The organism is Bradyrhizobium sp. 215_C5_N1_1 (assembly GCF_052075935.1).
Lineage (GTDB): Bacteria > Pseudomonadota > Alphaproteobacteria > Rhizobiales > Xanthobacteraceae > Bradyrhizobium > Bradyrhizobium barranii.
The window spans coordinates 4,781,175-4,804,892 of the sequence record NZ_CP197228.1 but is presented as its reverse complement, the minus strand read 5'-3'; the positions used below and the strand labels follow the sequence as shown (position 1 = coordinate 4,804,892).

At 60.6% G+C, this 23,718-nt stretch carries 31 protein-coding genes and 1 tRNA gene; 17 read left to right on the top strand and 15 right to left on the bottom strand.

The features are described 5' to 3' along the window. Nucleotides 1-54: 54 nt before the first annotated feature. Nucleotides 55-549: a hypothetical protein gene (locus AB7G19_RS23260; RefSeq protein WP_283016378.1), complete on the bottom strand. Its 495-nt coding sequence runs from the start codon at nucleotides 547-549 to the stop codon at nucleotides 55-57. 350 nt (nucleotides 550-899) lie between these two features. Here AB7G19_RS23260 and AB7G19_RS23255 point away from each other — a divergent pair, with 350 nt between their 5' ends. After that, nucleotides 900-1,196 carry an HU family DNA-binding protein gene (locus AB7G19_RS23255; protein ID WP_007591377.1) on the top strand — a complete coding sequence of 99 codons (297 nt, stop codon included), beginning with the start codon at nucleotides 900-902 and terminating at the stop codon, nucleotides 1,194-1,196. A gap of 128 nt (nucleotides 1,197-1,324) precedes the next feature. After that, complete coding sequence (locus AB7G19_RS23250) at nucleotides 1,325-1,501, top strand: DUF2934 domain-containing protein (RefSeq protein ID WP_283016379.1); 177 nt, start codon at nucleotides 1,325-1,327, stop codon at nucleotides 1,499-1,501. Nucleotides 1,502-1,796: 295 nt separating this feature from the next. On the opposite strand, the gene AB7G19_RS23245 is transcribed toward AB7G19_RS23250, so the two are convergent. Both AB7G19_RS23245 and AB7G19_RS23240 read right to left on the bottom strand, forming a co-directional pair. Next, nucleotides 1,797-2,024: a hypothetical protein gene (locus AB7G19_RS23245; protein WP_208086669.1), complete on the bottom strand. Its 228-nt coding sequence runs from the start codon at nucleotides 2,022-2,024 to the stop codon at nucleotides 1,797-1,799. 324 nt (nucleotides 2,025-2,348) lie between these two features. After that, nucleotides 2,349-2,681, bottom strand: a complete 333-nt coding sequence (locus AB7G19_RS23240; protein ID WP_283018953.1) for a hypothetical protein — start codon at nucleotides 2,679-2,681, stop codon at nucleotides 2,349-2,351. A gap of 112 nt (nucleotides 2,682-2,793) precedes the next feature. On the opposite strand from AB7G19_RS23240, the gene AB7G19_RS23235 reads away from it, so the two are divergent. Both AB7G19_RS23235 and AB7G19_RS23230 read left to right on the top strand, forming a co-directional pair. After that, nucleotides 2,794-2,922, top strand: coding sequence for a hypothetical protein (locus AB7G19_RS23235; protein ID WP_256461575.1), 129 nt, complete (start codon nucleotides 2,794-2,796; stop codon nucleotides 2,920-2,922). A 370-nt stretch (nucleotides 2,923-3,292) separates the two neighbouring features. Further along, nucleotides 3,293-3,490 (top strand): hypothetical protein, encoded by a 198-nt coding sequence (locus AB7G19_RS23230; RefSeq protein ID WP_248883244.1) that lies wholly within the window; start codon nucleotides 3,293-3,295, stop codon nucleotides 3,488-3,490. Here the strand turns inward: AB7G19_RS23230 and AB7G19_RS23225 are convergent. After that, nucleotides 3,487-3,612, bottom strand: a complete 126-nt coding sequence (locus AB7G19_RS23225) for a hypothetical protein (protein ID WP_085965803.1) — start codon at nucleotides 3,610-3,612, stop codon at nucleotides 3,487-3,489. The two genes, AB7G19_RS23230 and AB7G19_RS23225, sit on opposite strands and share 4 nt — an antisense overlap. A gap of 78 nt (nucleotides 3,613-3,690) precedes the next feature. Continuing rightward, the gene (locus AB7G19_RS23220) at nucleotides 3,691-4,029 is read right to left on the bottom strand and encodes a hypothetical protein (protein ID WP_245344071.1); all 339 of its coding nucleotides are present in this window, start codon (nucleotides 4,027-4,029) and stop codon (nucleotides 3,691-3,693) included. Nucleotides 4,030-4,200: 171 nt separating this feature from the next. On the opposite strand from AB7G19_RS23220, the gene AB7G19_RS23215 reads away from it, so the two are divergent. Further along, nucleotides 4,201-4,467, top strand: coding sequence for a hypothetical protein (locus AB7G19_RS23215; RefSeq protein WP_283016380.1), 267 nt, complete (start codon nucleotides 4,201-4,203; stop codon nucleotides 4,465-4,467). Between the two features lie 69 nt (nucleotides 4,468-4,536). Here AB7G19_RS23215 and AB7G19_RS23210 read toward each other — a convergent pair whose 3' ends face one another. After that, nucleotides 4,537-4,701, bottom strand: a complete 165-nt coding sequence (locus tag AB7G19_RS23210) for a hypothetical protein (RefSeq protein WP_166096472.1) — start codon at nucleotides 4,699-4,701, stop codon at nucleotides 4,537-4,539. A 284-nt stretch (nucleotides 4,702-4,985) separates the two neighbouring features. Between AB7G19_RS23210 and AB7G19_RS23205 the strand changes: the two genes are divergently transcribed. The 10 genes from AB7G19_RS23205 to AB7G19_RS23160 all read left to right on the top strand — a co-directional run bounded on the left by AB7G19_RS23205 (nucleotide 4,986) and on the right by AB7G19_RS23160 (nucleotide 15,200). After that, nucleotides 4,986-5,747, top strand: coding sequence for an SIR2 family NAD-dependent protein deacylase (locus AB7G19_RS23205; RefSeq protein WP_071914182.1), 762 nt, complete (start codon nucleotides 4,986-4,988; stop codon nucleotides 5,745-5,747). 199 nt (nucleotides 5,748-5,946) lie between these two features. Beyond that, nucleotides 5,947-6,579, top strand: coding sequence for a cold-shock protein (locus tag AB7G19_RS23200; protein WP_028150990.1), 633 nt, complete (start codon nucleotides 5,947-5,949; stop codon nucleotides 6,577-6,579). A gap of 123 nt (nucleotides 6,580-6,702) precedes the next feature. Beyond that, complete coding sequence (locus tag AB7G19_RS23195) at nucleotides 6,703-7,185, top strand: DUF192 domain-containing protein (protein WP_038936099.1); 483 nt, start codon at nucleotides 6,703-6,705, stop codon at nucleotides 7,183-7,185. 92 nt (nucleotides 7,186-7,277) lie between these two features. Next, nucleotides 7,278-7,354 (top strand) — tRNA-Pro (locus tag AB7G19_RS23190). Between the two features lie 326 nt (nucleotides 7,355-7,680). Further along, nucleotides 7,681-7,899, top strand: coding sequence for a helix-turn-helix transcriptional regulator (locus tag AB7G19_RS23185; RefSeq protein WP_441253917.1), 219 nt, complete (start codon nucleotides 7,681-7,683; stop codon nucleotides 7,897-7,899). Nucleotides 7,900-7,934: 35 nt separating this feature from the next. Then, on the top strand, nucleotides 7,935-8,816 hold the full coding sequence (locus AB7G19_RS23180) for a hypothetical protein (RefSeq protein ID WP_441253915.1): 882 nt from the start codon (nucleotides 7,935-7,937) through the stop codon (nucleotides 8,814-8,816). After that, nucleotides 8,750-9,169 carry a hypothetical protein gene (locus AB7G19_RS23175; protein WP_441253913.1) on the top strand — a complete coding sequence of 140 codons (420 nt, stop codon included), beginning with the start codon at nucleotides 8,750-8,752 and terminating at the stop codon, nucleotides 9,167-9,169. Before AB7G19_RS23180 ends, AB7G19_RS23175 begins: the two co-directional genes overlap by 67 nt. Nucleotides 9,170-9,474: 305 nt before the next feature. After that, on the top strand, nucleotides 9,475-10,302 hold the full coding sequence (locus tag AB7G19_RS23170) for a DUF7146 domain-containing protein (RefSeq protein WP_441253911.1): 828 nt from the start codon (nucleotides 9,475-9,477) through the stop codon (nucleotides 10,300-10,302). Beyond that, nucleotides 10,302-11,594, top strand: coding sequence for an AAA family ATPase (locus AB7G19_RS23165; RefSeq protein ID WP_441253909.1), 1,293 nt, complete (start codon nucleotides 10,302-10,304; stop codon nucleotides 11,592-11,594). The genes AB7G19_RS23170 and AB7G19_RS23165 overlap by 1 nt, the downstream gene beginning before the upstream one ends. Nucleotides 11,595-12,836: 1,242 nt before the next feature. Further along, nucleotides 12,837-15,200 (top strand): PAS domain S-box protein, encoded by a 2,364-nt coding sequence (locus AB7G19_RS23160; RefSeq protein WP_441253907.1) that lies wholly within the window; start codon nucleotides 12,837-12,839, stop codon nucleotides 15,198-15,200. Between the two features lie 298 nt (nucleotides 15,201-15,498). On the opposite strand, the gene AB7G19_RS23155 is transcribed toward AB7G19_RS23160, so the two are convergent. From AB7G19_RS23155 to AB7G19_RS23145, 3 genes are all read right to left on the bottom strand, one after another. Then, nucleotides 15,499-15,900 carry a transporter substrate-binding protein gene (locus AB7G19_RS23155; RefSeq protein WP_441253905.1) on the bottom strand — a complete coding sequence of 134 codons (402 nt, stop codon included), beginning with the start codon at nucleotides 15,898-15,900 and terminating at the stop codon, nucleotides 15,499-15,501. 357 nt (nucleotides 15,901-16,257) lie between these two features. Beyond that, the gene (locus AB7G19_RS23150; RefSeq protein ID WP_441253904.1) at nucleotides 16,258-17,292 is read right to left on the bottom strand and encodes an IS110 family transposase; all 1,035 of its coding nucleotides are present in this window, start codon (nucleotides 17,290-17,292) and stop codon (nucleotides 16,258-16,260) included. Nucleotides 17,293-17,468: 176 nt separating this feature from the next. After that, a complete protein-coding gene (locus tag AB7G19_RS23145; protein ID WP_441253902.1) occupies nucleotides 17,469-17,678 on the bottom strand; it encodes a hypothetical protein in 210 nt (69 codons plus the stop codon). A gap of 251 nt (nucleotides 17,679-17,929) precedes the next feature. Between AB7G19_RS23145 and AB7G19_RS23140 the strand changes: the two genes are divergently transcribed. Then, the gene (locus tag AB7G19_RS23140; RefSeq protein WP_166341767.1) at nucleotides 17,930-19,099 is read left to right on the top strand and encodes a sensor histidine kinase; all 1,170 of its coding nucleotides are present in this window, start codon (nucleotides 17,930-17,932) and stop codon (nucleotides 19,097-19,099) included. A 312-nt stretch (nucleotides 19,100-19,411) separates the two neighbouring features. Here the strand turns inward: AB7G19_RS23140 and AB7G19_RS23135 are convergent, their stop codons facing one another. Then, entirely contained in the window at nucleotides 19,412-19,654 is a 243-nt protein-coding gene (locus AB7G19_RS23135) for a septal ring lytic transglycosylase RlpA family protein (RefSeq protein ID WP_084795104.1), read from the bottom strand. A 176-nt stretch (nucleotides 19,655-19,830) separates the two neighbouring features. Between AB7G19_RS23135 and AB7G19_RS23130 the strand changes: the two genes are divergently transcribed. Next, the gene (locus AB7G19_RS23130) at nucleotides 19,831-20,055 is read left to right on the top strand and encodes a hypothetical protein (RefSeq protein ID WP_063982871.1); all 225 of its coding nucleotides are present in this window, start codon (nucleotides 19,831-19,833) and stop codon (nucleotides 20,053-20,055) included. Between the two features lie 6 nt (nucleotides 20,056-20,061). Here the strand turns inward: AB7G19_RS23130 and AB7G19_RS23125 are convergent, their stop codons facing one another. The 5 genes from AB7G19_RS23125 to AB7G19_RS23105 all read right to left on the bottom strand — a co-directional run bounded on the left by AB7G19_RS23125 (nucleotide 20,062) and on the right by AB7G19_RS23105 (nucleotide 23,696). Continuing rightward, on the bottom strand, nucleotides 20,062-20,397 hold the full coding sequence (locus AB7G19_RS23125; protein ID WP_071911101.1) for a hypothetical protein: 336 nt from the start codon (nucleotides 20,395-20,397) through the stop codon (nucleotides 20,062-20,064). Between the two features lie 12 nt (nucleotides 20,398-20,409). Continuing rightward, nucleotides 20,410-20,913, bottom strand: coding sequence for a YciE/YciF ferroxidase family protein (locus tag AB7G19_RS23120; protein WP_038936050.1), 504 nt, complete (start codon nucleotides 20,911-20,913; stop codon nucleotides 20,410-20,412). A 363-nt stretch (nucleotides 20,914-21,276) separates the two neighbouring features. Then, on the bottom strand, nucleotides 21,277-21,915 hold the full coding sequence (locus AB7G19_RS23115) for an isochorismatase family cysteine hydrolase (RefSeq protein WP_071911104.1): 639 nt from the start codon (nucleotides 21,913-21,915) through the stop codon (nucleotides 21,277-21,279). Nucleotides 21,916-21,984: 69 nt separating this feature from the next. After that, complete coding sequence (locus AB7G19_RS23110) at nucleotides 21,985-22,551, bottom strand: MOSC domain-containing protein (RefSeq protein ID WP_441268129.1); 567 nt, start codon at nucleotides 22,549-22,551, stop codon at nucleotides 21,985-21,987. Further along, nucleotides 22,548-23,696, bottom strand: coding sequence for a YihY/virulence factor BrkB family protein (locus AB7G19_RS23105; RefSeq protein WP_304494832.1), 1,149 nt, complete (start codon nucleotides 23,694-23,696; stop codon nucleotides 22,548-22,550). Before AB7G19_RS23105 ends, AB7G19_RS23110 begins: the two co-directional genes overlap by 4 nt. Nucleotides 23,697-23,718 lie beyond the last annotated feature (22 nt).

Here is a 23,718-nt window from a genome sequence, read left to right as displayed (position 1 = left end):
TGGCTGGGGATAACCGGGTTGCGGTGACGGTCCGCTCATTTCGGCGCAGCGCGCCTAGCGCTTGGCTTCGTCGTTGCGAAGCCTGTTATCCCAGGCCTCGTCCACGAGCTTCAAGGCGCTGCCGTCGTAGCTCAGCTTGAGCCCACGGCCGACGATCCACGTCCATCCGTCGCGGGCGTCCCTGGTCGGCTGGGCGTTGAACTGGTCGGAGATCGATTTGACGGCCGCGTCCTGCGGTCCCGGATTGTTCAACGCGGCATTGACGCGCCGGATGGGGTGGCTGGCGTCGACGTCGTCATTATAGACCGTGACTTTGGCGCCGTTGATTTCGCATTCGAGGATGTACGAACCGCGACCCTGTCGGCAGCGGTAGTGACGTTGCGTGACGAGCTTGTTGGTCTCCTCGAATGTCATCCCGGGCGAAAAGCCGAAGATGTCGGACTTCTTGACCTGCGCCAGAGACGCAGGCTTCAAAAACTCCGGCTGGATGGCGACCAGGGCGGCGACCGCAACGACGATCAGGCCGGCGATAACAATGGCAATCTTCATCAGCCCCTCACGAGAAACATCCGACCATATAACAGCCGGCGCGCTCCACCAGGCCACCAAAAGCGAAAGCCCCGCCTGGGGGAAGCGGGGCTCTCTGATGGGGGTGAAGCTTGGGGACTTCAATTAGTTAGACGCGCCAGCGGCAGAATGGTTCAAAGCCAACGCGGCGCATGCTGCGACACTTTCGCGGGAAAGGGTGGAACCCCAGCCGAAGCCATGCTTGTGTTTTGGGCTTCAATGGGTTCTAAGCCCCGTGACTTCATGACCTCCGGCGTGAATCGGCATCACACTTGCGTGGTTCAGCCGCGTCCTGAGCAGGATCTGCTCACCCGCACAAAAGGAATTCAGACATGGCGAAGATGACGAAAACTCAATTGATTGATGCAATTGCCGAGGGCACGCAGCTGTCGAAGAACGACGTGAAGTCGGTCATCGAGTACATGGCAACGGTCGGCTACAAGGAGCTCAACGAGTCCGGCGAGTTCGTCATTCCCGGCTTCGTCAAGATGTCGGTCGTGAACAAGCCGGCGACCGAGGCCCGCATGGGCGTCAACCCCTTCACCAAGGAGCCGATGCAGTTCGCGGCGAAGCCGGCGAGCAAGTCGGTGAAGGCCTCGCCGCTGAAGGTGGCCAAGGACTCCGTCTAAGGGGCCCGCGACGTCGTCGCGGCGGCTCCCTCTCTCGGAGCGCCGCAACGACCGCCGGCTGGTGTGTCAGACACGGACAAGGAACTCTCGGGCATCGTCACGCTTTGCTTCCCAAAGGGAGACGTCACATGGCCAGTCTGAGCGAGGAACAGATCCGGGACCGCGCCTATCATCTCTGGCGGCAAGCCGGCGAGCCCGCGGGGAGGATGGACACTTTCTGGTACGAGGCCGAAAAGATGCTCCTCGCCGAGCGGGCCGCGCAAGGCGAAGTCCCGCCGGGGCTGAACGACAATTTGCCGGTCTGACGGTCAACAAAGGCCGCACGAAAATTTGCCGTACGCCGGAACGTTGTCCGGCGTTCGGCGGTTGAGATGACGGCGACGGAATCTTGCGCGAAGCTGACAGTCGTCAAAGCAGCCACCCGGTGTAACGCCCGTGTGGCTGCTTTGTTATTCGCTGCTCTGTTGTTCGAGCGCGCCGCAAAGAAAAACCCCGGCGTTGGGCGCCGGGGCTTCTCAAAGCTGGACGGCCGCGTCGCACAGCCGCCAGCACCACTGAATTCGACCTGACAACACGGAGCGGTGCCATTCGTTCCGGCCGCTACTCCGGCGACACCGACACATCGATGATCGCCGGCGGATCGATCTGGCGCTCGCGCCAGACGATGAATTCACATTTGGGATTGAGCCACTGATATTCGGAGCCGCGCGCCTTGAGGTGCGCAAGCGCCGCATCGTGCGCCGTGGTCTCGTCGGGGGCCTCGACCATGATCTCCACGGTCTCCTCGATCTGACGAACCACCTCGACGGCGTAAAATTTCCTGGTCACGGTCCCTCGCTCCGGAATGGCTAACGGCGAGGGCGACGGCGCGTTCCCAAAAGAAAAACCCCGCGCTTGCGCACGGGGCTCTCTTGGCCGGCGGCGTTGGGATTTCAGCGCCTGGCCGCCAGCGCCTCGAACTTAAGGTTGAAAATCCAAAAAGCAACCCGCCGTGGCGACGGAGCATGTTCGTCAGGCCGCGGCCAGTGGCCGGGCGCGGAAATCCCCAGCTTTCAGGGGGCCGCGCAGCGCGAGCAAGGCTTGAGGCGATGTGCGTGGGAAATCGCGCGCGAGGGGCTGGACTTTTTGTTCTCATTTTGTTCTAGTTGGTCATCACGTTGGAGGTGACTCATGACCGTCGAGAAACAGCGCGAAGTGATCAGGCTCTGGAATCAGCTGAGGAAAGTCGAGGGGCCGGCCGCCGAAGAACTCCGCATCCAGATCCTCGAATGTTTTTCCGAGAAGGCCAACGCCAAGCGCGCGGCGTGAGGCGCGCCGGCGGGCCACGACGGCGACCCAGTCAGCGCGATCTCGTCTGCCGATGAAAATGTTGCCGATGAAGCCGTGACGGCGCGCGCCTTCATCGATCGTTAGGAGTCGCGCCGCGCTGATTTGCTCGACTCCGATTCGTTCTTTGCGAACGAAATGGAGTCGGATGCAGAACAAGGCGTGCCTTCTGTGTCGATGCGGGACAGTCCTTCTCGCCGCGCGTGAGCGTGATACTTCGCACGGTCCAGCCCTCATGTCCTCGTTACGGAATGGAGCGAGGGAGAGCGACATGGATGCGTGCTGGTTTCTCGCCGAGATCGTCAAAGTGTTCTGGTCCGACAGGCACAAGCGGCTGCGCAAAGGCAGGCCCTCGGTGCCGCAGGTGCCGCCGCCACTGAAGCGAGACGACATGGAGTGATGGTGCCTTCGCTGCGATCGCACGTTTGATTTCGCGACGATCCGCACCACTTGTTAAGAGTTGCTCCGCGGCGATTTTTTCGATTCCGATTCGTTCTTCGAGAACGAAATGCAGGCGAAGCTGGAACAAAGCCGTACCCGCGGCTCCGGCGGAGCGTTTACGAGTTTTGGTGCGGACGTTGTCTGAAGCGGCGCGCCGGGATCTCAAGGGCAGATGTCTCAAGCCTTGCGCAAACTCCTAACGAAAATTTGCGGGAAAGCCGATAACCCTATTCGGTTAGGTTAAAACCCCAATCGCGTTGCGCTTGCGGCTGCTTGGGATAGGTGTCTTGGCAAGGACAAGAGACGACTTTGCCCAGAAGCAAGTTTGCATGACACCTTTTTCAGAACCATCGTTTTATCAGGGCGACCGCCACACCTACCGGCGCGTCGCCGTCGTCGGCTCGCTGTTCTGCCTCGCCTTCGTGGTGATCAGCTTCTCGCTGCGGCCGCAGCTCGAGGACACGCGCGTCGCGGTCAAGGCCGACCGGCTGGTGCGCACGGCAGGCCAGGCGCCCCACACCAATTAGCGCTCGTCACCATAGGTGCGGTCGTCGGCGGAATGGCCCGGGCACGCGGTGCCGCGGCGCGCAAGCGCGACGAAGCCGGCATAGCCGGACAGGTTGAGCAGAACTTCAAGCCACGCGGGCATGTCGGGTCCCTTCTTGCGTGAAGAGGGTTCAACGTGCGCGGGAAACATTTGTTCCGTGCTCGCCAGAAACAAACCCGCTTACAGCGGAGAGGAGGGGTCCAGCCGCCGGCCGAGGGTCGCAACGGACGCGCTCGACGGCTGCTCCTTGAGGAACTCGGCGATGGCCCGCGCCAGCTCGCCGTCGCTCATCGGCGTCGGCGGCGGGCGCAGCGCGCCGACACCGAAGTTGCGGACGATCTCGTCGTAATGCTGGTCGCGGGATTTGGGAACGAGCCTGCGGATGCGCCCCAGCAAAGCGGATAGCGGCAATGTGTCCTCCTCGGCATCCGTCCCATTGGCAGCCATTGATGTCTGCCGCCATTTTCTGTCCGCGAAACCAAAAACCCCGCCAGCATCGCGGAGATGCTGACGGGGCATCGTGCTGTCGCCTCAACCGGATAGCGGAGGCTTCCGCACTCGCAGATGCAATCCGCCGAACCGGCTTTCGTTCCGCTCGTGCCGATATTTTCTGCCGCCCGGGTTCCACTCCTGCGCGCAACCATCGCGGGCCGGCGACGTTGTCCCCGCAAGACGCGAAGGAGGAGAGTCATGAAGAAGACATTGGCAGCTCTGGCCACCGTCGCAGCCGTCGGCGTGACCGCGGTCGCGGCACCTGCGCCTGCTGAGGCGCGCGGTCGCGGCATTGGCCCGGGCCTCGCATTCGGCCTCGCCGCCGGCGCGATCACCGCGGGCGCGGTCGCTGCGTCCCATCCGTACGGCTATTATGGCGGGCCCGCCTATTACAGCCCCGGCCCGTATGCCTATTACGGCGATGGGCCGTACTACCCCCGGCGCCACTACTACCGCCACTGGTAACGGCTGACCAAGTGAAAAGCCCGGAGCGATGCTCCGGGCTTTTTTCATGCGTGGCGATCGGAGGTGCCTTTATGGCCAGAGCGAGGGCCGCTCCACCTTGCGCGCATTGTCGAGCGTCGACACGAAATACTCTTCGCGCTCGCGCTGGAATCTTTCCTGCGTGGCACGGAAGGCGGCGACACGGGCGGCGATCTCTTCGCGTTCGCGGATTTTGCGTTGTTCGTCTTCGGTCATGTCAAATCCCCTCTACACGTCAGTATCTGTGCACTCCAATATGTGTGCACGGCCGAACTCACGCACTGCCGCCGCAATCACGTTGAGTCGCGTTAACACATGCATTGGCGCTTCTGATTGGGGCGTCAATGGGGAGGAGGCATTGCAGGATTGTGATAAGCGAAGGTCGGAAAAAATTGCCGACCGCGCTTGCGCGATTCTCACGCGGCAGTGGATAACAGCGTCAACGATCTTGTCGCTTGCGCATGGAGCGGCCAGCGCAAGGCCAACATGGGAGGCCGCGAGTGATTGCATCGGATCTTCGCAGCGGCGTCGAACGACTCGGCGACATGATCGCCGAGTCGAGGACCATCGTGCCGTTCACGGGCGCCGGCATCTCCACCGAATGCGGCATCCCGGACTTCCGCTCACCGGGGGGAATTTGGACGCGCAACCGTCCGATCCCGTTCGACGAATTCGTCGCCAGCCAGGAAGCTCGCGACGAATCCTGGCGCCGCCGCTTTGCGATGGAGGCGGTCTTTGCCGCGGCCAGGCCCGGCCGCGGTCATCGCGCGCTCGCCTCGCTCTACCGCGCTGGCAAGGTTCCCGCCGTCATCACCCAGAACATCGACAATCTGCACCAGGCTTCGGGCTTTGCCGCCGAGCACGTCATCGAACTTCACGGCAATACCACCTATGCGCGCTGCATCGGATGCGGGCAGGCCTATCAGCTTGACTGGGTGAAGCGCCGCTTCGACGAAGATGGCGGCGCACCCAACTGCACCGCGTGCGACGAGCCCGTGAAGACCGCGACGATCTCGTTCGGCCAGATGATGCCCGACGACGAAATGCAGCGCGCGACCGCGCTGTCGCAAGCCTGCGACCTCTTCATCGCGATCGGCTCCTCGCTCGTGGTGTGGCCGGCGGCGGGTTTTCCGATGATGGCGAAGAACGCCGGTGCACGTCTGGTGATCATCAATCGCGAGCCGACCGATCAGGACGACATCGCCGACCTCGTTATCCGCCACGACATAGGCGAGACTCTCGGGCCCTTTGTCGGAAATTGAGGCATCAATTTGATTCGCGGCTGTGCAAGCTGTTCATAGGTTCCGGCGAATCATTTTTTTATCTATGCGCCGCAACCGGGAGTGTTATCTTTTGAGTCGAAAGATTCGCATCGCGTCGAATTGAGAACATTCTCTTAAGACGCGTGATTCGACGCCGCCGCTGAGGCGGGTTGCAATGGGCAGTGTGGGGTCCGGGGTTATGGGGTCGTCGGACGGATTTGAGTCCAAGAAGATCGGAGTTCCCGCTGTGGGCGAGCACGGCGGCGGTCGCGATAACGCGCTAAGCCCGTTCAGCGGACTTGGTGAAGGCAGTGCCAACCTCGTCGAGGTTCACGGCGTCATCAAATGGTTCGACGCTTCAAAGGGCTACGGCTTCATCGTTCCCGACAATGGCTGGCCGGACGTGCTGCTGCACGTCACCGTGCTCAGACGCGACGGCTTCCAGACCGCCTATGAGGGCGCCCGCATCGTCGTCGAGTGCATCCAGCGCGCCAAGGGCTACCAGGCCTTCCGCGTGGTCTCGATGGACGAGTCGACCGCGATCCATCCGGCGCAGATGCTGCCGCCGCGCACCCATGTCACGGTCACCGCGACCAGCGGACTGGAGCGAGCCCAGGTCAAGTGGTTCAACCGGCTGCGCGGCTTCGGCTTCCTGACCTGCGGCGAGGGCACGCCCGACATCTTCGTGCACATGGAGACGCTGCGCCGCTTCGGCATGACCGAGCTCAGGCCCGGCCAGTATGTCCTGGTCCGCTTCGGGCCCGGCTCCAAGGGCATGATGGCGGCCGAGATCCATCCCGAGACCGGATCGCCGGGATTGCAGTCGCACTAGCGGCGATCGCCAACTCCCGCAATCGTGACAAGAGGCGCGCAGGCCGTCCGGCGCGCCTCTGGCTTTTGTCACGATCGCCGCGTAAGGACTGGTCCAGTCCCACGCCCCCTTGAGTACCGTCCCATGAATTTTGACCGAAAGGCCGTCTGGTCCATTGCGAGGGGCTGGCTGGCCGCCATCCTCGTCGTCGGCTGTGCCGTCGCGAGCGCGCCGGTGCGCGCCGCCAGCTTCCAGCCGCTCGAGATCGTCACCAGGAACGGCGTGCAGGTGTTCTCGGTGGAAATGGCGACGACCGAGGAGGAGAAGCAGACCGGGCTGATGTACCGCAAGGAACTGGCCGACGGCAAAGGCATGCTGTTCGACTTCAAACCCGAGCAGGAAGTGTCGATGTGGATGAAGAACACCTACGTCTCGCTCGACATGATCTTCATCCGCGCCGACGGTCGCATCCTGCGCATCGCCGAAAACACCGAGCCGCTGTCGACCAAGATCATCTCGTCCCAGGGGCCCGCGCGGGCCGTGCTGGAGGTGGTGGCGGGAACGGCGCAGAAATACGGCATCCGTCCCGGCGACCGCGTCGGCCACCCGCTGTTCGGCACCAAGTAGGGCGACCCGGCGGGGTTATTGCGGCCTTGCTGGCGGCTTGAAAGCTTGATGGCGCTTTGGGAAGCGTGTATCGACGGGGCTCGCTGGACATTCGGGGTATAGCGCAGCCTGGTAGCGCGGCAGTTTTGGGTACTGCAGGTCGTTGGTTCGAATCCAGCTGCCCCGACCAACAAAATCAAAGGCTTAAGGGCATTCGCAAAAGGGGGGTTCCTTCGAATCGCCACCGGGTAGCCACGGCTGAGCCTGTCGACACCGCGGCGACCAGCGAAATTATTTTATGATCGCTCCATGTGGTTCGCCGCGCTGGTCCATATTTATGTGTACCTTTCGGAAACGGGCGGCCACGAAAAATAATCCGCGGGACAGTGGTCAACGCTAAGGTTCGTACTATCCCTTACGACATGACGTTGCCGCGAACGAAAACCACCGCAGACGGGCACTTGAAACGGCTTAGGCCGGTCCGGGCGTATCGACCCTCCTGCCGGGAGCTATCCGGTGAATCTCCTATCCCTCGACCAGACCGTCGTCCTGACGGGGCTATCCCGCTCGTCCCTTGCCAAAAAGCGATGTGACGGTAGCGGACCTGCGTTCTTCAAAATCGGCCGCACCATTAAATATGCCTCAACCGACGTTGACGCCTGGATATTGTCGCGGCGGCGGACCTCGACCTGGGCTGCCAACGACAACGCCAAAGTCGGCGAGGTGGCCGCGTGACGGGCCTTGGTGACCTGCTGCGCGAGGAAAAGGCTATGACTGGCCTTGGCCTCGCAGAGCTAACAGTGCTGTCTCCGCAAAACGACCCATTCCGCCTCGATACCCCTTCGAATCACAAAAACGGTCTGTGGTTTCGGGACCGGATGGAAGAGTGCGGGTTACTCTCGGGCGCCGGCACTATCCACAACCACGGCATTCATTATGCCATCGTGTCGCTGGGTAACGCCGTGAGGCCAGACGGCAAGCCATGTGTCAACGATGCCGATTGCTGGGCTATCCTTGAGAACGCCAGCAACGTCGCCCGGTGGCTGAAGTATATACCATGGTCACGCATCGTCGACGCCCGGAACGCCGACCCTATTATCCGGGTGCGCGACGATGAAACCGACGAATGGGCAGTTGCCCTGCCGGCGGAAACCCTCATGCCGGATGACGATGACCTTATCCCGACCGTCAAAGGAGATTGGAAGCCGGCTCGGCAATGTTTCAGGCTAGCGTTATACGGCGAGAAGACCAGCCTCGGAAACGTACTTCAGCCGATTGCGGAGCAATACGGCGCGGACCTGTATCTGCCGTCGGGCGAAATCAGCAACACGCTGTTGGCGCAAATGGCAGCAACCGGCGCGGACGACGGACGTGAGATGGTCGTTGCCGTGTTCGCGGATTGCGACCCGGCCGGATATCAGATGGCCGTCAGCATCGGACACAAGCTTCGCGCACTGAAGGAGTCGCTCTATCCCAACAGCCTTTCCTTCCGCGTCATCGCACCCGCCCTGACGGTTGAGCAGGTTAAAGAGCTTGGCCTTCCTCATACACCACTCAAGCCGACCGAGTTGCGGGCCGCCGGTGGGTGGAGCGCTACGGTATTGAACAGACGGAAATCGATGCGCTGGCGACACTTAGGCCTGACGTTCTGACCGCCATTGCCCGCGATGCACTGGACCCATTCTTCGACCACACCCTGGCCAAACGGCATAGGCATGCAGAGCGTGAGTGGCATCGGATGGCTCAGGCCCGGCTCGCCGAGCACTTCAACGGTGAACTCGATGACGCTTGGCAGGCCGCGGCCGAGGCCCGCGCCGCCTTAGAGGCAAGGGTTAAGGCTCTCCGGGACCTCGCTGACGGCTTCAACGAGGCCCTGCCGGAGTTCATATCGCCGTCGTCGGAAGCCTACGGCGACTCGTCCATCACGCTGGTGAGCAGCGATATGCCGCTCTCCGTGCATGCCGGAATCCTGCGGCGTCGGAAAGATTACTCGGTCTCTGCCTAAAGCTCGATCGGCATTTCCGCCGAGAGCACCGCTCCGAAGGAGCAACCTCGTAAACGAGGACCCCCACAATGCGAATACTAGACATCAGACCAAACCCTCCGGGATCGACGAGGCTCGCGCGTTTCGATCTCGAACTGAATGACCACCTCAAACTCTTCAACCTCGCCCTCCGTCAGCGCGGCGACGAGCCGCGCACGTCACTGCGCCGAACGCCTTCCAGCAGCGCGTCGCGGGCTTTTCCGCGTCCTTCAGCAAGGCGCTTGCCGAACTGGCTCTTAAATCCCTTGTGGAGCTTCAGACCGCCAATGCATGCGCTTCGTAGTGTTGCTCGTACCCTCGGCGGCCAGGTCGCCAGCCGCGACTCCGTGTTGGTGCCCGGTCCCGGTCATTCTCGTCGCGACCGCAGCCTCAAGGTCAAGTTCAAGCCTGACGGCACATTTAGCGTCACCAGCTTTGCCGGCGACGACTGGGCGCAATGCAAGGACTACGTTCGCGCGAAACTCGGTCTGCCGAGTGACTGGCACCGCCAGCCTGACCGCGAGCCGGTTATCTACCTGCGGGAAGTCAGGGACGATGAGCCAGAACGAATCCGCGGTGCTTTGCAGCGCTGGGCGCACGCAGCCCCCATCACGGGCACCCTAGCCGAAAAATATCTGGCCAGCCGCGGTCTGACCTATAGCGGAGATGCCGTCCGCTTCCGGGAAAATGATCGGACGATGGTCGCGTTGATGACAGACATTGTCACCAACGAACCCTGCGGCGCTCACGTCACATATCTCGACGGTGAAGGCCGCAAGATCGCGCGCAAGATGTACGGCAAGGCCAAGGGCGCGGTGGTGCGGCTGTCTGATGACACCGACGTCGAGTATGGCCTCGGCATCGGCGAGGGCATCGAGACTGCGCTCGCCACCGGATTTGCGCCCATCTGGTCGTGCTTGAGCGCTGGCACCATGGCTGCATTCCCGGTGTTGGGCGGCATCGAGGCGTTGACCATTTTTGCGGACAGAGACCACGCCGGCATGTCGGCGGCAAACGCGTGCGGCCGGATCTGGCACGAAGCAGGAAAAGAAGTTGAGATCGTTGCGCCTTCCGAGATCGGTGCTGATTTCGCCGATGAATTGGAGGTTGCGTAATGTCACCGCTTAAATGGAAATCCGAGCCGAGCGGCGGGTTCAACGAAGCCGAGGTGCCGCCAAAGCCGAAGCATGCGAACGACAACAATGCTGGCGGCAATGCCCGCGCGAAGGTGGCGGAAGATGCCGAAACGGCGGAGAAGAAGCCGGTAGAGGCATCCCCGTTTGTTTGGCGCGACCCCAAAAAAATCCCGCCGCGGGAGTGGTTGTACGGTTACCACTACATCAGGGGTTACATCTCAGTGACCGTGTCCCCGGGGGGAGTTGGCAAGACGGCAAACAGTATCGTCGAGGCACTGTCGATGGCGTCCGGGCGCCCACTGCTTGGCGACCACGTACATGAGCGGTGCCGCACCTGGCTCTTTAATGAGGATCCCATAGACGAGATAGACCGCCGGATTATGGCTGCTTGTATTGAGCATAACATCCGACCGGAGGAGATCGACGGATATCTGTTCCGCGATAGCTTTCGCAAGCAGAGTCTTGTTACTGCCACGCAGGACAAGAATGGATTCTCGATTGCTACGCCATTGCTGAAGGAGCTTAAGGCCGAAATCAATCGCCGCGAGGTAGACGTCCTGATTATCGACCCGCTCGTCTCGACCCACCGTGTTTCCGAAAACGACAACATGGCCATCGACGCGGTGCTCAAGCAATTCTGGCAGCCCATCTTGGAGGAGACCAACTGCGCGATTGACTTGATCCACCACGCTAAGAAGCTTGGCGGAAACGAGGTGACGGCTGAGTCGGCCCGTGGCGCCGTGTCGCTCATCGGAGCGGCGCGGTCGGCGCGGGCGCTCAACGTCATGACGGATAAGGAGGCTGCCGCGTCCGGCGTCGATAACCGGCGGCTGTTCTTCCGCATCACTGACGCTAAGGCCAACATGTCCCCGCCGGCCGCAAAGTCGACGTGGCGGCAGTTGGTCAGCGTCGACTTGGAAAACGAAACCAATCATCGATCGTCAGACCACGTCGGCGTCGTCACCGAATGGAGCTGGCCCGACACCATGGCTGGCGTCACGACGGCGGACATTTTGGCGGTTCAGATCGAGGTGAATGCCGGCAGCTATAAGCAATCATCGCAGGCAGCAGACTGGGTTGGCCACGCGGTGGCGAAGGTGCTGAAGCTCGACCTCGAAGAACCGGGGGACAAGTTGCGGGCGAAGGCATGCATCAAGGCGTGGACGGCGAGCGGCATGCTGAAGGTGGAGCAGAAGGAGGACGGCAATCGCAAGAAGAGGCCGTTTATTGTGGTCGGAACGTGGGCAAATTCGACCGATGAGGAGGATTGATTTGCGCCACCTGCTCCACCTTTGCGCCACTTTGCGCCACCTTGGTGGAGCAAGGTGGCAAATCATTGAAATCATTGCATTTGCGCCACTGCGCCACTTGCTCCACCACCTCTATAGAGGTGGAGCAGGTGGAGGTGGCAGCAATGAAGGGCGGGGGGTGTCGACGAAGTGTCGGACCATCGGCCTTAACTTCCGGTCCCACAATCTAAGAGGTCCGGCCGCAGATATCGAAGAAATTTTGGGCAGTGAGACAATCTGGAAACTTGCGGCGCCGCGTCCGCAAGTTCAACGCCGGCTGTTAGAAGCGATCGGCCCAGGCCTAGAGGCGGCCACGCTCAGGCGTCATCTCCCCGCTGACGTGAGCCGCAGTGTGACCGGGGTGTCCTCTGTTTTGAAACCAATGGTTTCTTGGCTACCGGCCGCCCCGGAAAATTCGCGCATCCACAATTCAGAATATGGGGTATCTTAGGTTGTACTGCATATTAACGCGCGAGCTGCGCGCAAATGTGCCGAGATCAGCGCTCGGTATTCGAATAATAGTTCCTTCATGAGGCCGCTAGCAATCGATCCGATCGGCTCGGAGCGGTCTCCGATCGATCTCCGCGGAGGACATCGGCGCGTTGCTTGGCGGTGTCGCGAGGAGACGTTAGCGGCCGCTGGCGGCCCGATCCGCAGCCGCCTGAATCCGGATATTTTCGTAGAGACGGAGGACGCTCTCGTCGCCCATCAGAGCCGAGGGGAATGGGCCGCTGCGGATCGCGCCAACGTTCGTCCTCGAACTAATCTCGGAGCAGAACGTCGGGTTGCGGGTATCGAGCGGACTCGGGGGCTGGCTGCATGAGACACGTGGCCGCGGACGAGACTGCTGGCGACAGCGACGCAGATCCGCAAATTCCCCGAGGGACAAGGCGTAAGGCCGCCTCAGTTGGCGACGCCACCACGTCAGTGAATAGGTTTGCTCGGTGTGTTTGCGTCGCTGTTGTCGCTGGTCGAGAAGGTGATGCCTGAGCCCCGCCAATGTCGCGCACCGATATGCTCAAATTCGCAGCCAGCTATCCGGCGTTCGTCAAACTCGCACCAATCCGCCTTTGGTTGCGAGCTAATGAGCCACGCCTTACACGCCGTGTGACCGTGGACAAAGGCCAGAAGTCAGCTGCATGACCGAAGGCCAGATGGAACTCAACCGTCTTAGTATTGTTTTACCTCAACCCTCCAGCAGTCGGCGGGCTGGATAGGACTCGAATGGAAAAATCAGACCGCTTCGATGCTGCACAATCCAGCGAGGGGCGTTATCGGCTACTCGTTGAGGCGATCACCGACTACGCGATCTATATGCTGGATCGCGACGGGCATGTCACCAGCTGGAACCCGGGGGCGAAGCGCTTTAAGGGCTATGAGGCCGAGGAGATCATAGGGCACCACTTCTCGACATTCTATACGGAGACCGAGCGGGAGCAGAAAGTGCCTGCGTTGGCGCTGGAGGAGGCGGAGCGAACCGGACGCTTCGAGCGAGAGGGTTGGCGGGTGCGCAAGGACGGCACGCAGTTCTGGGCCCATGTCATCATTGACGCGATCCGCTCGCCTAAGGGCGAGCTTGTAGGTTTCGCCAAGATCACTCGGGATCTGACCGAGCGAAGGGCTGCCGAGGCCAAATTACGCGAAAGCGAGCAGCAGTTCCGGCTAATGGTCCAAAGTGTGACGGACTACGCCATCTACATGCTGGACGTGGAAGGCAACGTGGCGAGTTGGAACGCTGGAGCCCAGCGCATCAAGGGGTACGCTCCCGAAGAGATCATCGGTCGCCACTTCTCCAATTTCTATACGGAAGAGGATCGCGCCGCGGGCCTCCCGCGAACAGGCCTGCAGACCGCATCCCGTGACGGACGGTGGGAGCATGAAGGTCAAAGGGTACGAAAGGACGGCACTCGCTTTTGGGCGCATGTCGTGATCGACGCGATTCGAGACGACGACGGGAAGCTCGTAGGATTCGCCAAAGTGACCCGGGACATTACAGAACGGCGTGAGGCGGAAGCCGCGCTCCAGGCGGCGCAAGGAACGATGATCCGATCCCAGAAGCTGGAAGCGATCGGCCAACTTACTGGCGGCGTTGCCCACGACTTCAACAACTTGCTGCAGGTCATCAGCGGAAATCTGCAACTGCTTAGGAAAGATATCGCTGGTAATGCCCGGGCCGAGATGCGGGTCCAAAACGCCCTCGGAGGTGTGGCCCGAGGTTCTAAACTTGCCTCTCAACTGCTTGCCTTTGCACGGCGACAGCCGCTGGAGCCAAGGGTAGTGAACGCGGGCCGTCTCATCAAGAACATGGATGAGATGCTTCGTCGCGCCCTCGGTGGGGAGATCGAAGTCGAGACGGTCGTCGCAGGTGGGCTGTGGAATAGCCTCATCGACCCGGATCAACTGGAAAATGCGGTCCTGAATCTTGCGATCAACGCCCGCGACGCGATGAACGGCGAAGGCCGGCTGACGATTGAAGCAAGTAATGCCTTCCTCGACGACGAATATGTCCGCCAGCATGACGAGTTGTCTGCGGGACAATACGTGATGATCGCGGTGACCGATACAGGCACCGGAATTCCGCCGGATATCCTGGAACGGGTCTATGAGCCATTCTTCACAACCAAGGCGGAGGACAAGGGTACGGGCCTGGGCCTCGCCATGGTTTACGGCTTTCTCAAGCAGTCCGGCGGACACGTGAAAATCTACAGCGAGGTAGGGGCCGGGACCACGGTGAAGCTGTACTTCCCGCGAGAGATGGCATCCGAAGATACTCTGGTGGGGGCTCCGACCGGCGAGGTTCAAGGCGGAGAGGAAACTGTCCTCGTGGTTGAGGATGACGATGAGGTTCGCGAGGTCGCGGTCTCGATGCTTACCGAGCTCGGCTACCGCGTGGTCAAGGCGCGAGATGCAGCGAGCGCACTCGTCGTTGTCGACAGCGGCATTCCAATAGACCTTATCTTCACCGACGTCATGATGCCTGGCAGCCTGCGTAGCCCGGACTTCGCAAGAAAAGCCAAGGAGCGTTTGCCAAACGTCGCCGTACTTTTCACATCCGGCTATACTCAGAACGCCATCGTGCACGGCGGGCGGCTCGATCCCGGGGTGGAACTCCTGGCCAAACCTTACACGCGCGAGGCGCTCGCGCGGAAAATCAGACACTTGCTGGCTAATCAAGCTCAAAGGCGCGTCGCTCAGGGATCGCAACACTCGGCCGACGAAAAGTCTTTCAAGGACGCGACCGTGTTGCTCGTCGAAGACGACGACCTCATCCGCCTGACGACAACAGAGATGCTAAACGATCTTGGATGCAACGTAAAAGAGGCCAGCACGGCTCAAGAGGCCTTGAAGATCCTGGATGAGCACCCCGTGGACATCTTACTTACTGATGTCGGACTCCTAGGAGTTTCGGGTCTAGAGCTCGCAAGGAATGTCTATGCGCGCCGGCCCGATCTTTGCCTAGTTCTCGCGACAGGTGACAGCGGATTGAAATCTGAAGCCGCGCGATTGGGCGCAATACTCGTCGTGAAGCCTTACACTCCGAAGTCTCTTCGTCAGGGTTTGGAACAGGCGATGAACAAGCGTCGCTGAATAGATAGGTCTCACTGGGTGAAGCAACCCCATGCGCTTTCAACATTGACCGCTATACGATATTCAAAGTCCACGCTGATGCTGGCTGGGTAACGCCGAATGTGAGGTTAACGCTGCGCCGAATTACAGAAAGGCCGGCGCAACGTCCGATTTGGCACACAGCCGACCTTTTTGGGAAAGCCCGCGACGATTAGTTTTGACCCCAGGCGGACTACATCTCATCTGAAGACCAAGAACGTGGCACTGGTCAGCGCACTAACTGTGGCGTGAGATTTTGACGCAACTAGCGATGTAAGAATCACCAGTCCTTGAATGAAGGCTCAGCACATCCACCGCAAACCCAGAGAAATGTCCAATCGGCGGTGCGTCTCGCGCTCTCCGGAAGATATCGGCTCCACACGGATGCCTTGATCGGGCTGGCGCACTGCCAAACGACCTCGAAGGTACCCGTCGCCGCCGGCTTCGAGAGATGATGATTGGTATTCATCACATTCTGATGAACGCGTCGTTTCGACCGACTTGACAGACTGGAAGTATTCCGTGCCGCCAGGTGCCCGGCGAGTTTGCCGAGGTCGACACTGCGCAACTCATGTTCGCTGACGGAGAGGGCCATGAACTGGATCTGACGGGCATCTACCTGTTGCTTTATCAATACGGCGTACATATGAGCGTTGGAATCCCCAGCGACCGTCGATATCATTGCGGTCTTTGGTCCAGCTGTGCCTAAAGCCTACCTCGCGCATTGGCTTCCCTGCGGCCGTTAGCGAATTACGGACATCGCGGGCTATGATTATACGCCCTTCTGTAATGGGCCCGATGATGTCAAGCCTCCCGAGTGAATGTCACGCCGCCGAGCTCATGCTTCTGTCCGTGGTCAACGCCTGGCCGCCACATCATGCTGTCAGAGGGAGCGGTGAGCCTATCTAGATACGCGTGGTCCGTCAGAAGACGGCCACTGGGCGTGTAACGGCTTCACCGGATCCACCGTCCCGGCGACGGGACTTCGGGCACCAGGCTCAGTTCAGCCCGGTTGCATTCCAACTCTTCTCCTCGTGTTCTATGCTGCGATCGGGGCCGCGTCGGTCCATCGGTAAGTTGTGCCGTCGACCCAGATTCGATGCAGGATCACTGCGAGCTTGCGTGCCAAGGCGACTTTTGCGCGCTTCGAGCCTCGCCGCTTGGCGACGTCCATCCCCCAGCGCTTAAGTTTTGAGAATCGCGTGATGCGCGATAGCAGAACGTTGGCGGCCTCATACAACACCGTACGCACTATCTCGTCGCCGGCCAGCGTGATCCCGCCCGTGACGTCCTTTTCTCCCGATTGGTATTTCTTTGGCGTGAGCCCGAACAGCGCGCCTGCCGCCTTCGATTTTACAATGCGATGAGGATCATCAATCGCCGATTTGTAGGTAATCGCCACTAGGGGACCAACACCTGGCACTGTCATTAGCCGCCGACAGACCGTATTGTCACGCACCGTTGCCAGCACAGCTTTGTGTAGCCTTCCGTACTCTGCCTTCAAGGCCGATCGTGCCGAAAGCATCGCTATGGCAATGCGTTCCAATGTCGCCTGACCCGCAACCAACTCTCGGATCCGCGCTTCGAAATTCTTCCGCGTCACCGGGCCAACCTTCAGCCCAAAGCCACGCAAAATCCCGCGGATACTTAATTCCACATCGATAAGTCGCCCAAGAAGCTGCTTGCGCGCGACCAGTAGCGCTCGGATCTCTTGAGCCCCTATCGACTTTGCGTGCACCGCGCGGAACCATCCCATCCGGATCAACTGGGCAATTCCGCGTGCATCCTTGCGATCCGTCTTCACTGTCATCGCCGACAATGCTGCCTTCACATGCCGTGTTTCCAGCAGAACCGTCTCGAATCCTGCTCTTTGCAGCCCCGCATGCAGCCATTGCGACAGTGGCCCAGCCTCCAGTCCGATCCGACTCACTGCAAAGCCAAGCGTCTCGAAAAATTCGACTAAGGCGTCGGGTTCGCTTGCGACCTTCGCCTCCTTCAGGATCTTACCCTGGGAATCCACAACGCATACGCTCGACAGTTCCAACGACACGTCAATTCCGGCATAATTCTCCACGGCTGTCCTCCGTCTCCAGATGCTTGGGGCCGACTCAAGTCGTGACCCGTTTCATCATCTATCGGGGGACAGCCACCATCATGCCCCCTTACACGGAGCAGGGCCCATTACGGCATCTAGCGCCACTCCGGCCCAAGTTCCTAAATCTTACGTTTGACTGGTCGACACGCCGATTGCTAACGAGCGGCTCTTTTCTCCGGGTCATCCCGGCGCTGCGCCATCTCTGTGTTTCGGTCGAGCTGCGCACGCTCGCTGCGGCGCAACCTTCCCGTCTTCATAACGCCATACAGAATTGTGCCACCCAAGATGAAGGCGCCAATAAACACCATCCAGAGCGCCGTCACGGAGGTATCGCCGAGTAGCATTCCGACGCCACTGTTTCCCATTTTCGCTCTCGCTGTTTGTCTCAAGAACCAAACCCGCATCGGAGCGGAGGTTCCTGTGGAGCTCGCAGCAAGCCTTCCGACTCGAAATCCCATCTCTTTTTGCAGCCCCCAAAGGTACGTTGGCGATCGGCAAGCCGTTTTCGGTCGACCAGTTGAGGGCTAAATTGCGGATCGCGGCTCCTTTAGCGACCAAGCCAGCTTGTACGGTCTCGCGCTTAGGCACAATTCATGAGGCCCGATGTTAGAAACGAATGGAGGACCACCCGGCCGAACAAACTGAGGGCGATGTGCTGGACAAACTCCGGCGCCATATCCGCATTTTGGTCGATATCGGTCGTCTTTCGGTTGAAGAGGCCGGAACAGAACGCTTCTTGGACCAAGCGGTGCTGCAAATTGCCCGAGCCGTGGAAATCGACCATGTTAAGGTGCTTCAATATCGTCCAGACACGTCCGATCTTCTGTTGATTGCGGGAGTCGGCTGGAAGGATGGTGCCGTCCGCACCGCCACGCTGTCGGCCGACCTCCGCTCGCCGCCTGGCCGCGCTTTCCAAACGGCCGAGCCTGTCAGCATCAGAGATTTCGCCGAGCAGAACGAATTTGTTTGTTCCGAGTTCTTGGCGGAGCACAGCATTGTGGCTGTCAGCAACGTCCCGATCCTCATCGGCGGCGCCGCATGGGGCGTGCTGGAGGTGGACAGTACAAAGCCGAGAGACTTCTCCCAGGATACGACCGAGTTTCTGACCGCCGCCGCCGCGCTGATAGGTGCTGTGCTGCGTCGCGGTGCGCAACCGGACGAACATGCAAGCCTTATGGCTGCGGTCGCGGAAGCTAAAAAGGGGCAGATCTTGCTTCGAGAGATGCAACATCGGGTCAAGAACAATTTTCAACTCGTCCTGTCCTCGATTTCCATCCAGAAGCGCCGCTATCTTGATCCAGAATCACACCGCGCTCTGGACCACGTGGCCAGCCGCATCAACGCCATCTCGCTCGCACATGATCAGCTTGCCCCTCGCCAAGAGGGGCAGATCGTTAGACTTTCCCATTACATCCGGGCTCTTTGCAGCGCGATCCGCAATCAGGTGGATGAGGTTGAAGTCGACGTCGAATGCGACGAGCTCGAATTGGCGATCGACCGGGCCCTCCCGGTTGGCCTCATTTTGAATGAGACTGCGATGAACAGCATCAAGCATGCGTTCGGTGCAGAGGGAGGCAGGATCAGCGTAAGTTTAGTGGGAGGCGTCGGCTACGGCGAGGCCCGATTGACAGTGACCGACAACGGTCGCGGCATTCAACATCCTAACGAAAACGGGTCGGGCCTTAAGCTGATTACCTCTCTGGCGAGACAAATTGGCGGTACCGTCGACCAGACCAGCAGCGACGCGGGTACAACAACAACGCTTACATTCCCTTTGATATCGTAAAGTGGGACCTGCTGAGGCAGGCACGGGATAGGCAGCGCCTCGGCTAGTCGGCCGAGGGTACACCTGCGGACCACAAGCCCACATCGTCGCTGAGGTGGGGTAGTCGGGTTGTGACCCGTCAGCGAAGTAGCGTCGCACCTCGTTGAGGTCCGCTCAGTGAGGCACGGCGGACTAGATTTGCTCAGGTTGAGTTCTTCGCATCTTGAACCGAAGCGGACCACAGTGCCGACGCGGGTGAAGCGGTAAAAGCAAGGCCCGGCCTGAAATCACAGGCCCCGTGCCTGCGTGTTTTCGCTGGGCAATGGACGTCTGTTACAACACCTCAGCACGAACCTGGGCGACGCCACGGTTGGTAAACCCCAAGCTACGCGCGGCGGCGAGCGAGAGGTCGATGACGCGACTGCGAATCCATGGTCCGCGATCAGTGATACGAACGACCACCGATTTGCTGCTCTTAGGGTCAGTAACGCGAACATGCGTGCCGAGCGGCAGATTGCGATGAGCTGCAGTTAGCGAATCCCGATCGAACGTTGTGCCGCTCGCTGCAGCTTTCATCGACGACGCCGCAATCGCGAGGTCGAAAAGCCCTGTGACGTCTGAAAAACCTTAAGTTTGCCAGGCATTCAGGTCCAATAATCCGCCATGCAGCTTGGTTCCCGATCTTGGAAGGTCAGTTCCGAAATTGGAACGTCCGGGTCTAGAGTTCGTTTAGCCGGGATAGGAGAAGCGCCATGATCCTCGAAAGCTTCGATCGCCGCACACTTGCAAGCATGGAAGCCGTTCTCGAACAGCTCTGCCAAGGCAGGCCGGACGGCGTCAATCATGAACTGAGATCTTTCATCGCGGACAGCCTTGTCCAGTGCGCAAGGAAGGGGCAGACAACGCTCGGCGCCTTGACCGAAGCAGGAGAAGCCGCGCTGGCACGCTGGGCAATCTCGGACAGGAAACAGGCTTGAGCCAAGCTAGCGGATCGCGCGGTCCTCAGCCTGGGACGCGGCGGCTTCCTTACCGGCGCGAGGTAGCCAGCGCCATACGCCCAGCACGTTGATCAAGAGAAGCGCAGCGTTCTGGATGATGAGCGAGCTCTTCGGCTCAATTATCCCGTCGGCGATCCAGGCGATCGATGAGGCAATAAAGAGAGCGAACCCGCAGACGGTAATGCGCGCATTCCAGTTCGCCGCCACCATGGCGGCGGCGATAATCGTTATGGCGGCTGCCACCGTCCTCAATACTTCAAGGCTCATGCTTTGCTGCTCAAAAAGAGGGCCGCCTTCCGGGGCGGCCCTCTTACGTTTCATGTTGCTAACGGGTTAAGCGGCTTTCCGGTTCACGCTGCGCAGCGCCATCGTATTGAGCTTCTCGTCCGTCGCCTTCTCCTCATCGAGGTTCTGCTGCAGGACTGAGGCGCAGTCATCGCGGCCAAGCATCTTGGCCCATGCAATCAGGGTGCCGTACCTCGTGATTTCATAGTGCTCGACGGCCTGGGCCGCCGCGATCAGCGCCGCATCCAGCACCTGCTTGTCATCGATATCGCCCGCGACCTCGCTGGCTTCCTTGAGGATGCCATCGATCGCAGGGCAATCCACGCCCTTCGCCTGGGCGCCGTGCATTTCGAAAACCTTCTCAAGCCGGGTGATCTGGCCCTTGGTTTCGGAGAGATGCGTCTGAAAGCCGTTCTTGAGGCTGGGATCGCTCGCTTTCTCGATCATGTCCGGAAGGTTCTTCGCGATCTGCTGCTCGGCGTAATAGATATCTTGCAGCGTATGCACGAAGAGGTCGTTCAGCGTCTTTATGTCCTTGGTAAAAAAGCCCATGACGTCCTCCTGTTTTTCTGCTCTGCAAACAGCCGGTAAGGGAGAGCGTTCCTAATCTTACAGCGGGATGATTTCCTGGGCGCGAATGACGATCTCTTCCTGCGAAAGCTCGCGTTCCAGCCGCTCTGGCAGGGTGCGCCAGAACTCGGGAGCGAGCTTTGCCACGAGACTTCGATGACCGCGATATTGTCCCGCTCGGTCTCGTGGCCGCTGCGCCATAGGCCCTGGCCGGGCACCCGGACAAAGCTGGTGGCGCCGCCGAATTTGCCGGTCATTTCTTCCAGGAATTCCTCGAACCAGCTTTGCGAAACCGGCTCTCCGTCTCCTCGCTCTTTCGGCAGGAGAACCTGCACGAGGTAGGCTTTACTCATGATACGAGCTTGCCCTGGCGCTGCCCGGCCAGCTGCCGAGAAGCGTTTCGGTCGTGACGCACTCCACCTGCTGCCCGAAGCGGTTCAAGTAGATATTCATCATGGAGTCGTGCGTTTCGTCAGCCGAGCTGCACAGGGCGTCGGTGACAAGAATGACGCGGTAACCCCAGTCGACGGCGCCGAGCACGGTCGCCAGCACGCAGACATCGGTCTCGCCGCCGGTGATGATGATCGTATCGACATGAGCCGCGCGAAGCTGCTCGTGGAAATCGCTCCCTGTCCAGGGCGAGTAAACGTGCTTGTCGAAGATGCGTGCGGGCGGAACGAACTGCGCGAGATCCTGGACCAGACCGATCATCTCCGGGCCAAGCTCGTCGATGGTCATCGAACTCCAGCGCTCGTAGTAGTGGCGCCACATTCCCGCACCATGGCCGGGACTCTGCGCCGGAATGAAGCGGGTGAAGATGGTCCGCTCGGGATGGGCTGAGGTGATCGCGACGACGTTCGGCAGAACCCGCGGGAGCCACGGCATCGTCCAATCCGTGCCTTGCGCGAACATCCTCTGCATATCGACGCAGATATGAACTGCGTTCCGCGGTGCGCCGTGGCGCAGCTGATTTCCCTTAGACATTGACCATCCCTTAAAAAGCAAGCTCCAACCCAGGTTGAGAGAACTTGGTTCCTCCGGCTTGCGACTACGCTACAACGCGGGAAGCCGTTTTTGATGTCCATCGGGCAGCATGACCCGCGCATGATCGCCGGCGGCTACCTGTCCGCCAGCCCGCACGACGCCCAGGACGCCGCATTTGAATGCTGGACCAGTGTTTGCCGACGACACGACTTGCTTTTTCTGCCCGGTCCTGAAGCGGTCGATTAGCACGCAGGGCGTCCGCAGGCCGGTCAGCTCAACGATAGCCGTAGGTCCGAGTTCGATGCGCGTCCCGAGCGGCAAGTTTTCCAGGTCCAGGCCCACCGTGGTGATGTTTTCGCCGAGTTGTCCGGGTCCTATGTCGTAACCTGCTTCCCGGACGGTCGCAAAGAGCTCGCTGGGGATGAGGTGCACTTGACGTAAGTTGGGCAGGCGAGGGTGGCGGCGAGCAAGATATCTGTGCCGTACAAACTCGCCGGCGTGGGCGTCGCCTTCGATCCCCACGCCATCTACGAGCAGAATGTGGTCTCGCAGCGGCTTGCTGAAACGGTGCCCGCGATCGGCAGCGACTGCGGCGACTATGCCTTCGACGGAAGCACGCGATACGACCTTACTCAAGATCGCGCCGCTCCCACGGTGTCCGCCATCTTGGCGCCTCTGACGCCGAGCGGCTTGGGTCGACCGGTGGTGGTGTCGCGGGCGGTCTGGTGCTCCATCTCGGCGTTAAGTTCTGCTCCGAGCAGGATCACGATGGCCGAAATCCAGAGCCAGGTCATGAAGCCGATGACCGCGCCCAAGGATCCGTAAGTCTGGTTGAAGCTGCCGAAACTCGCGGCGTAGAAGGAGAAAAGCCCGGACGCGGCGAGCCAGAGCAGCGTGGCGGCCGCACTGCCCCAAGTGATCCAGGTCCATCGCGGGGCCTTCCGGCTGGGTCCGAACCGGTAGATGCAGGAGATGGCGAGCGCGAGCGCCACGAAGAGTACCGGCCAGCGGCCGATCCGGATCAGGAGATCGGTGGCGTTCGATAGACCGACGTACTGCAGCACGACCGGAACGACGACGACCCCGCCGAGGGCAGCGAGGACGAAGACGATCGCACCAATCGTGAATCCTAGCGACATCGCGTTCAGCCTGAAGAAGCCGCGCTTTTCCTGCTCGCCGTAAACGATGTTCAAGGTGTCGAACAGCGACTTCATGGCGGCATTCGCGCTCCAGAGCGAGATCACCAGGCCGATCGCGAACGTGAATCCGAGGGTCCGCTCGCCTTTTGTCGCAACGCGCGTCAGTTGCTCACGCGCCACGTCGATGGCCCCGCCGGGTATGAAGCCGGCGACGTCGTCGAGGTGTTTGGCGATAACGTTGGGGTCGGCAAAAAGGCCGTAGATGGCGACGAGCGCCGCGATCGCGGGGAAGATCGCGAGCAGGCTGTAGTAGGTCATACCAGCGGCGAGGGCGAGGATGCGGTGGTCGCCGATGTTGCCGTAGACGCGCCAGAGGATGTCCTTCCACCCCCTGGCCGGGATCTCGGCCGGAGAGGTGGCTTGGCGTCCGTGGTCTCCGTTCTCGGTCGCAAGGCGCGAAGGCGAGGTGTCCCGCTCTGCCCCGCGATGTTCGGGGAGCGCGTCATCGCCCTCAGGCGGGCTGGCTTGGTCGGGTGGGATCATACGGTCCCACAGGAACGCGACGGCCATGAGGCCGAGCGCCGCTGCGAGACTCAAGCTGGTTCCATCCGTGCGTGCAGCTGTCTTTTCGATTTCGGCCATGAACGTTCTCCCGCACTTCCAA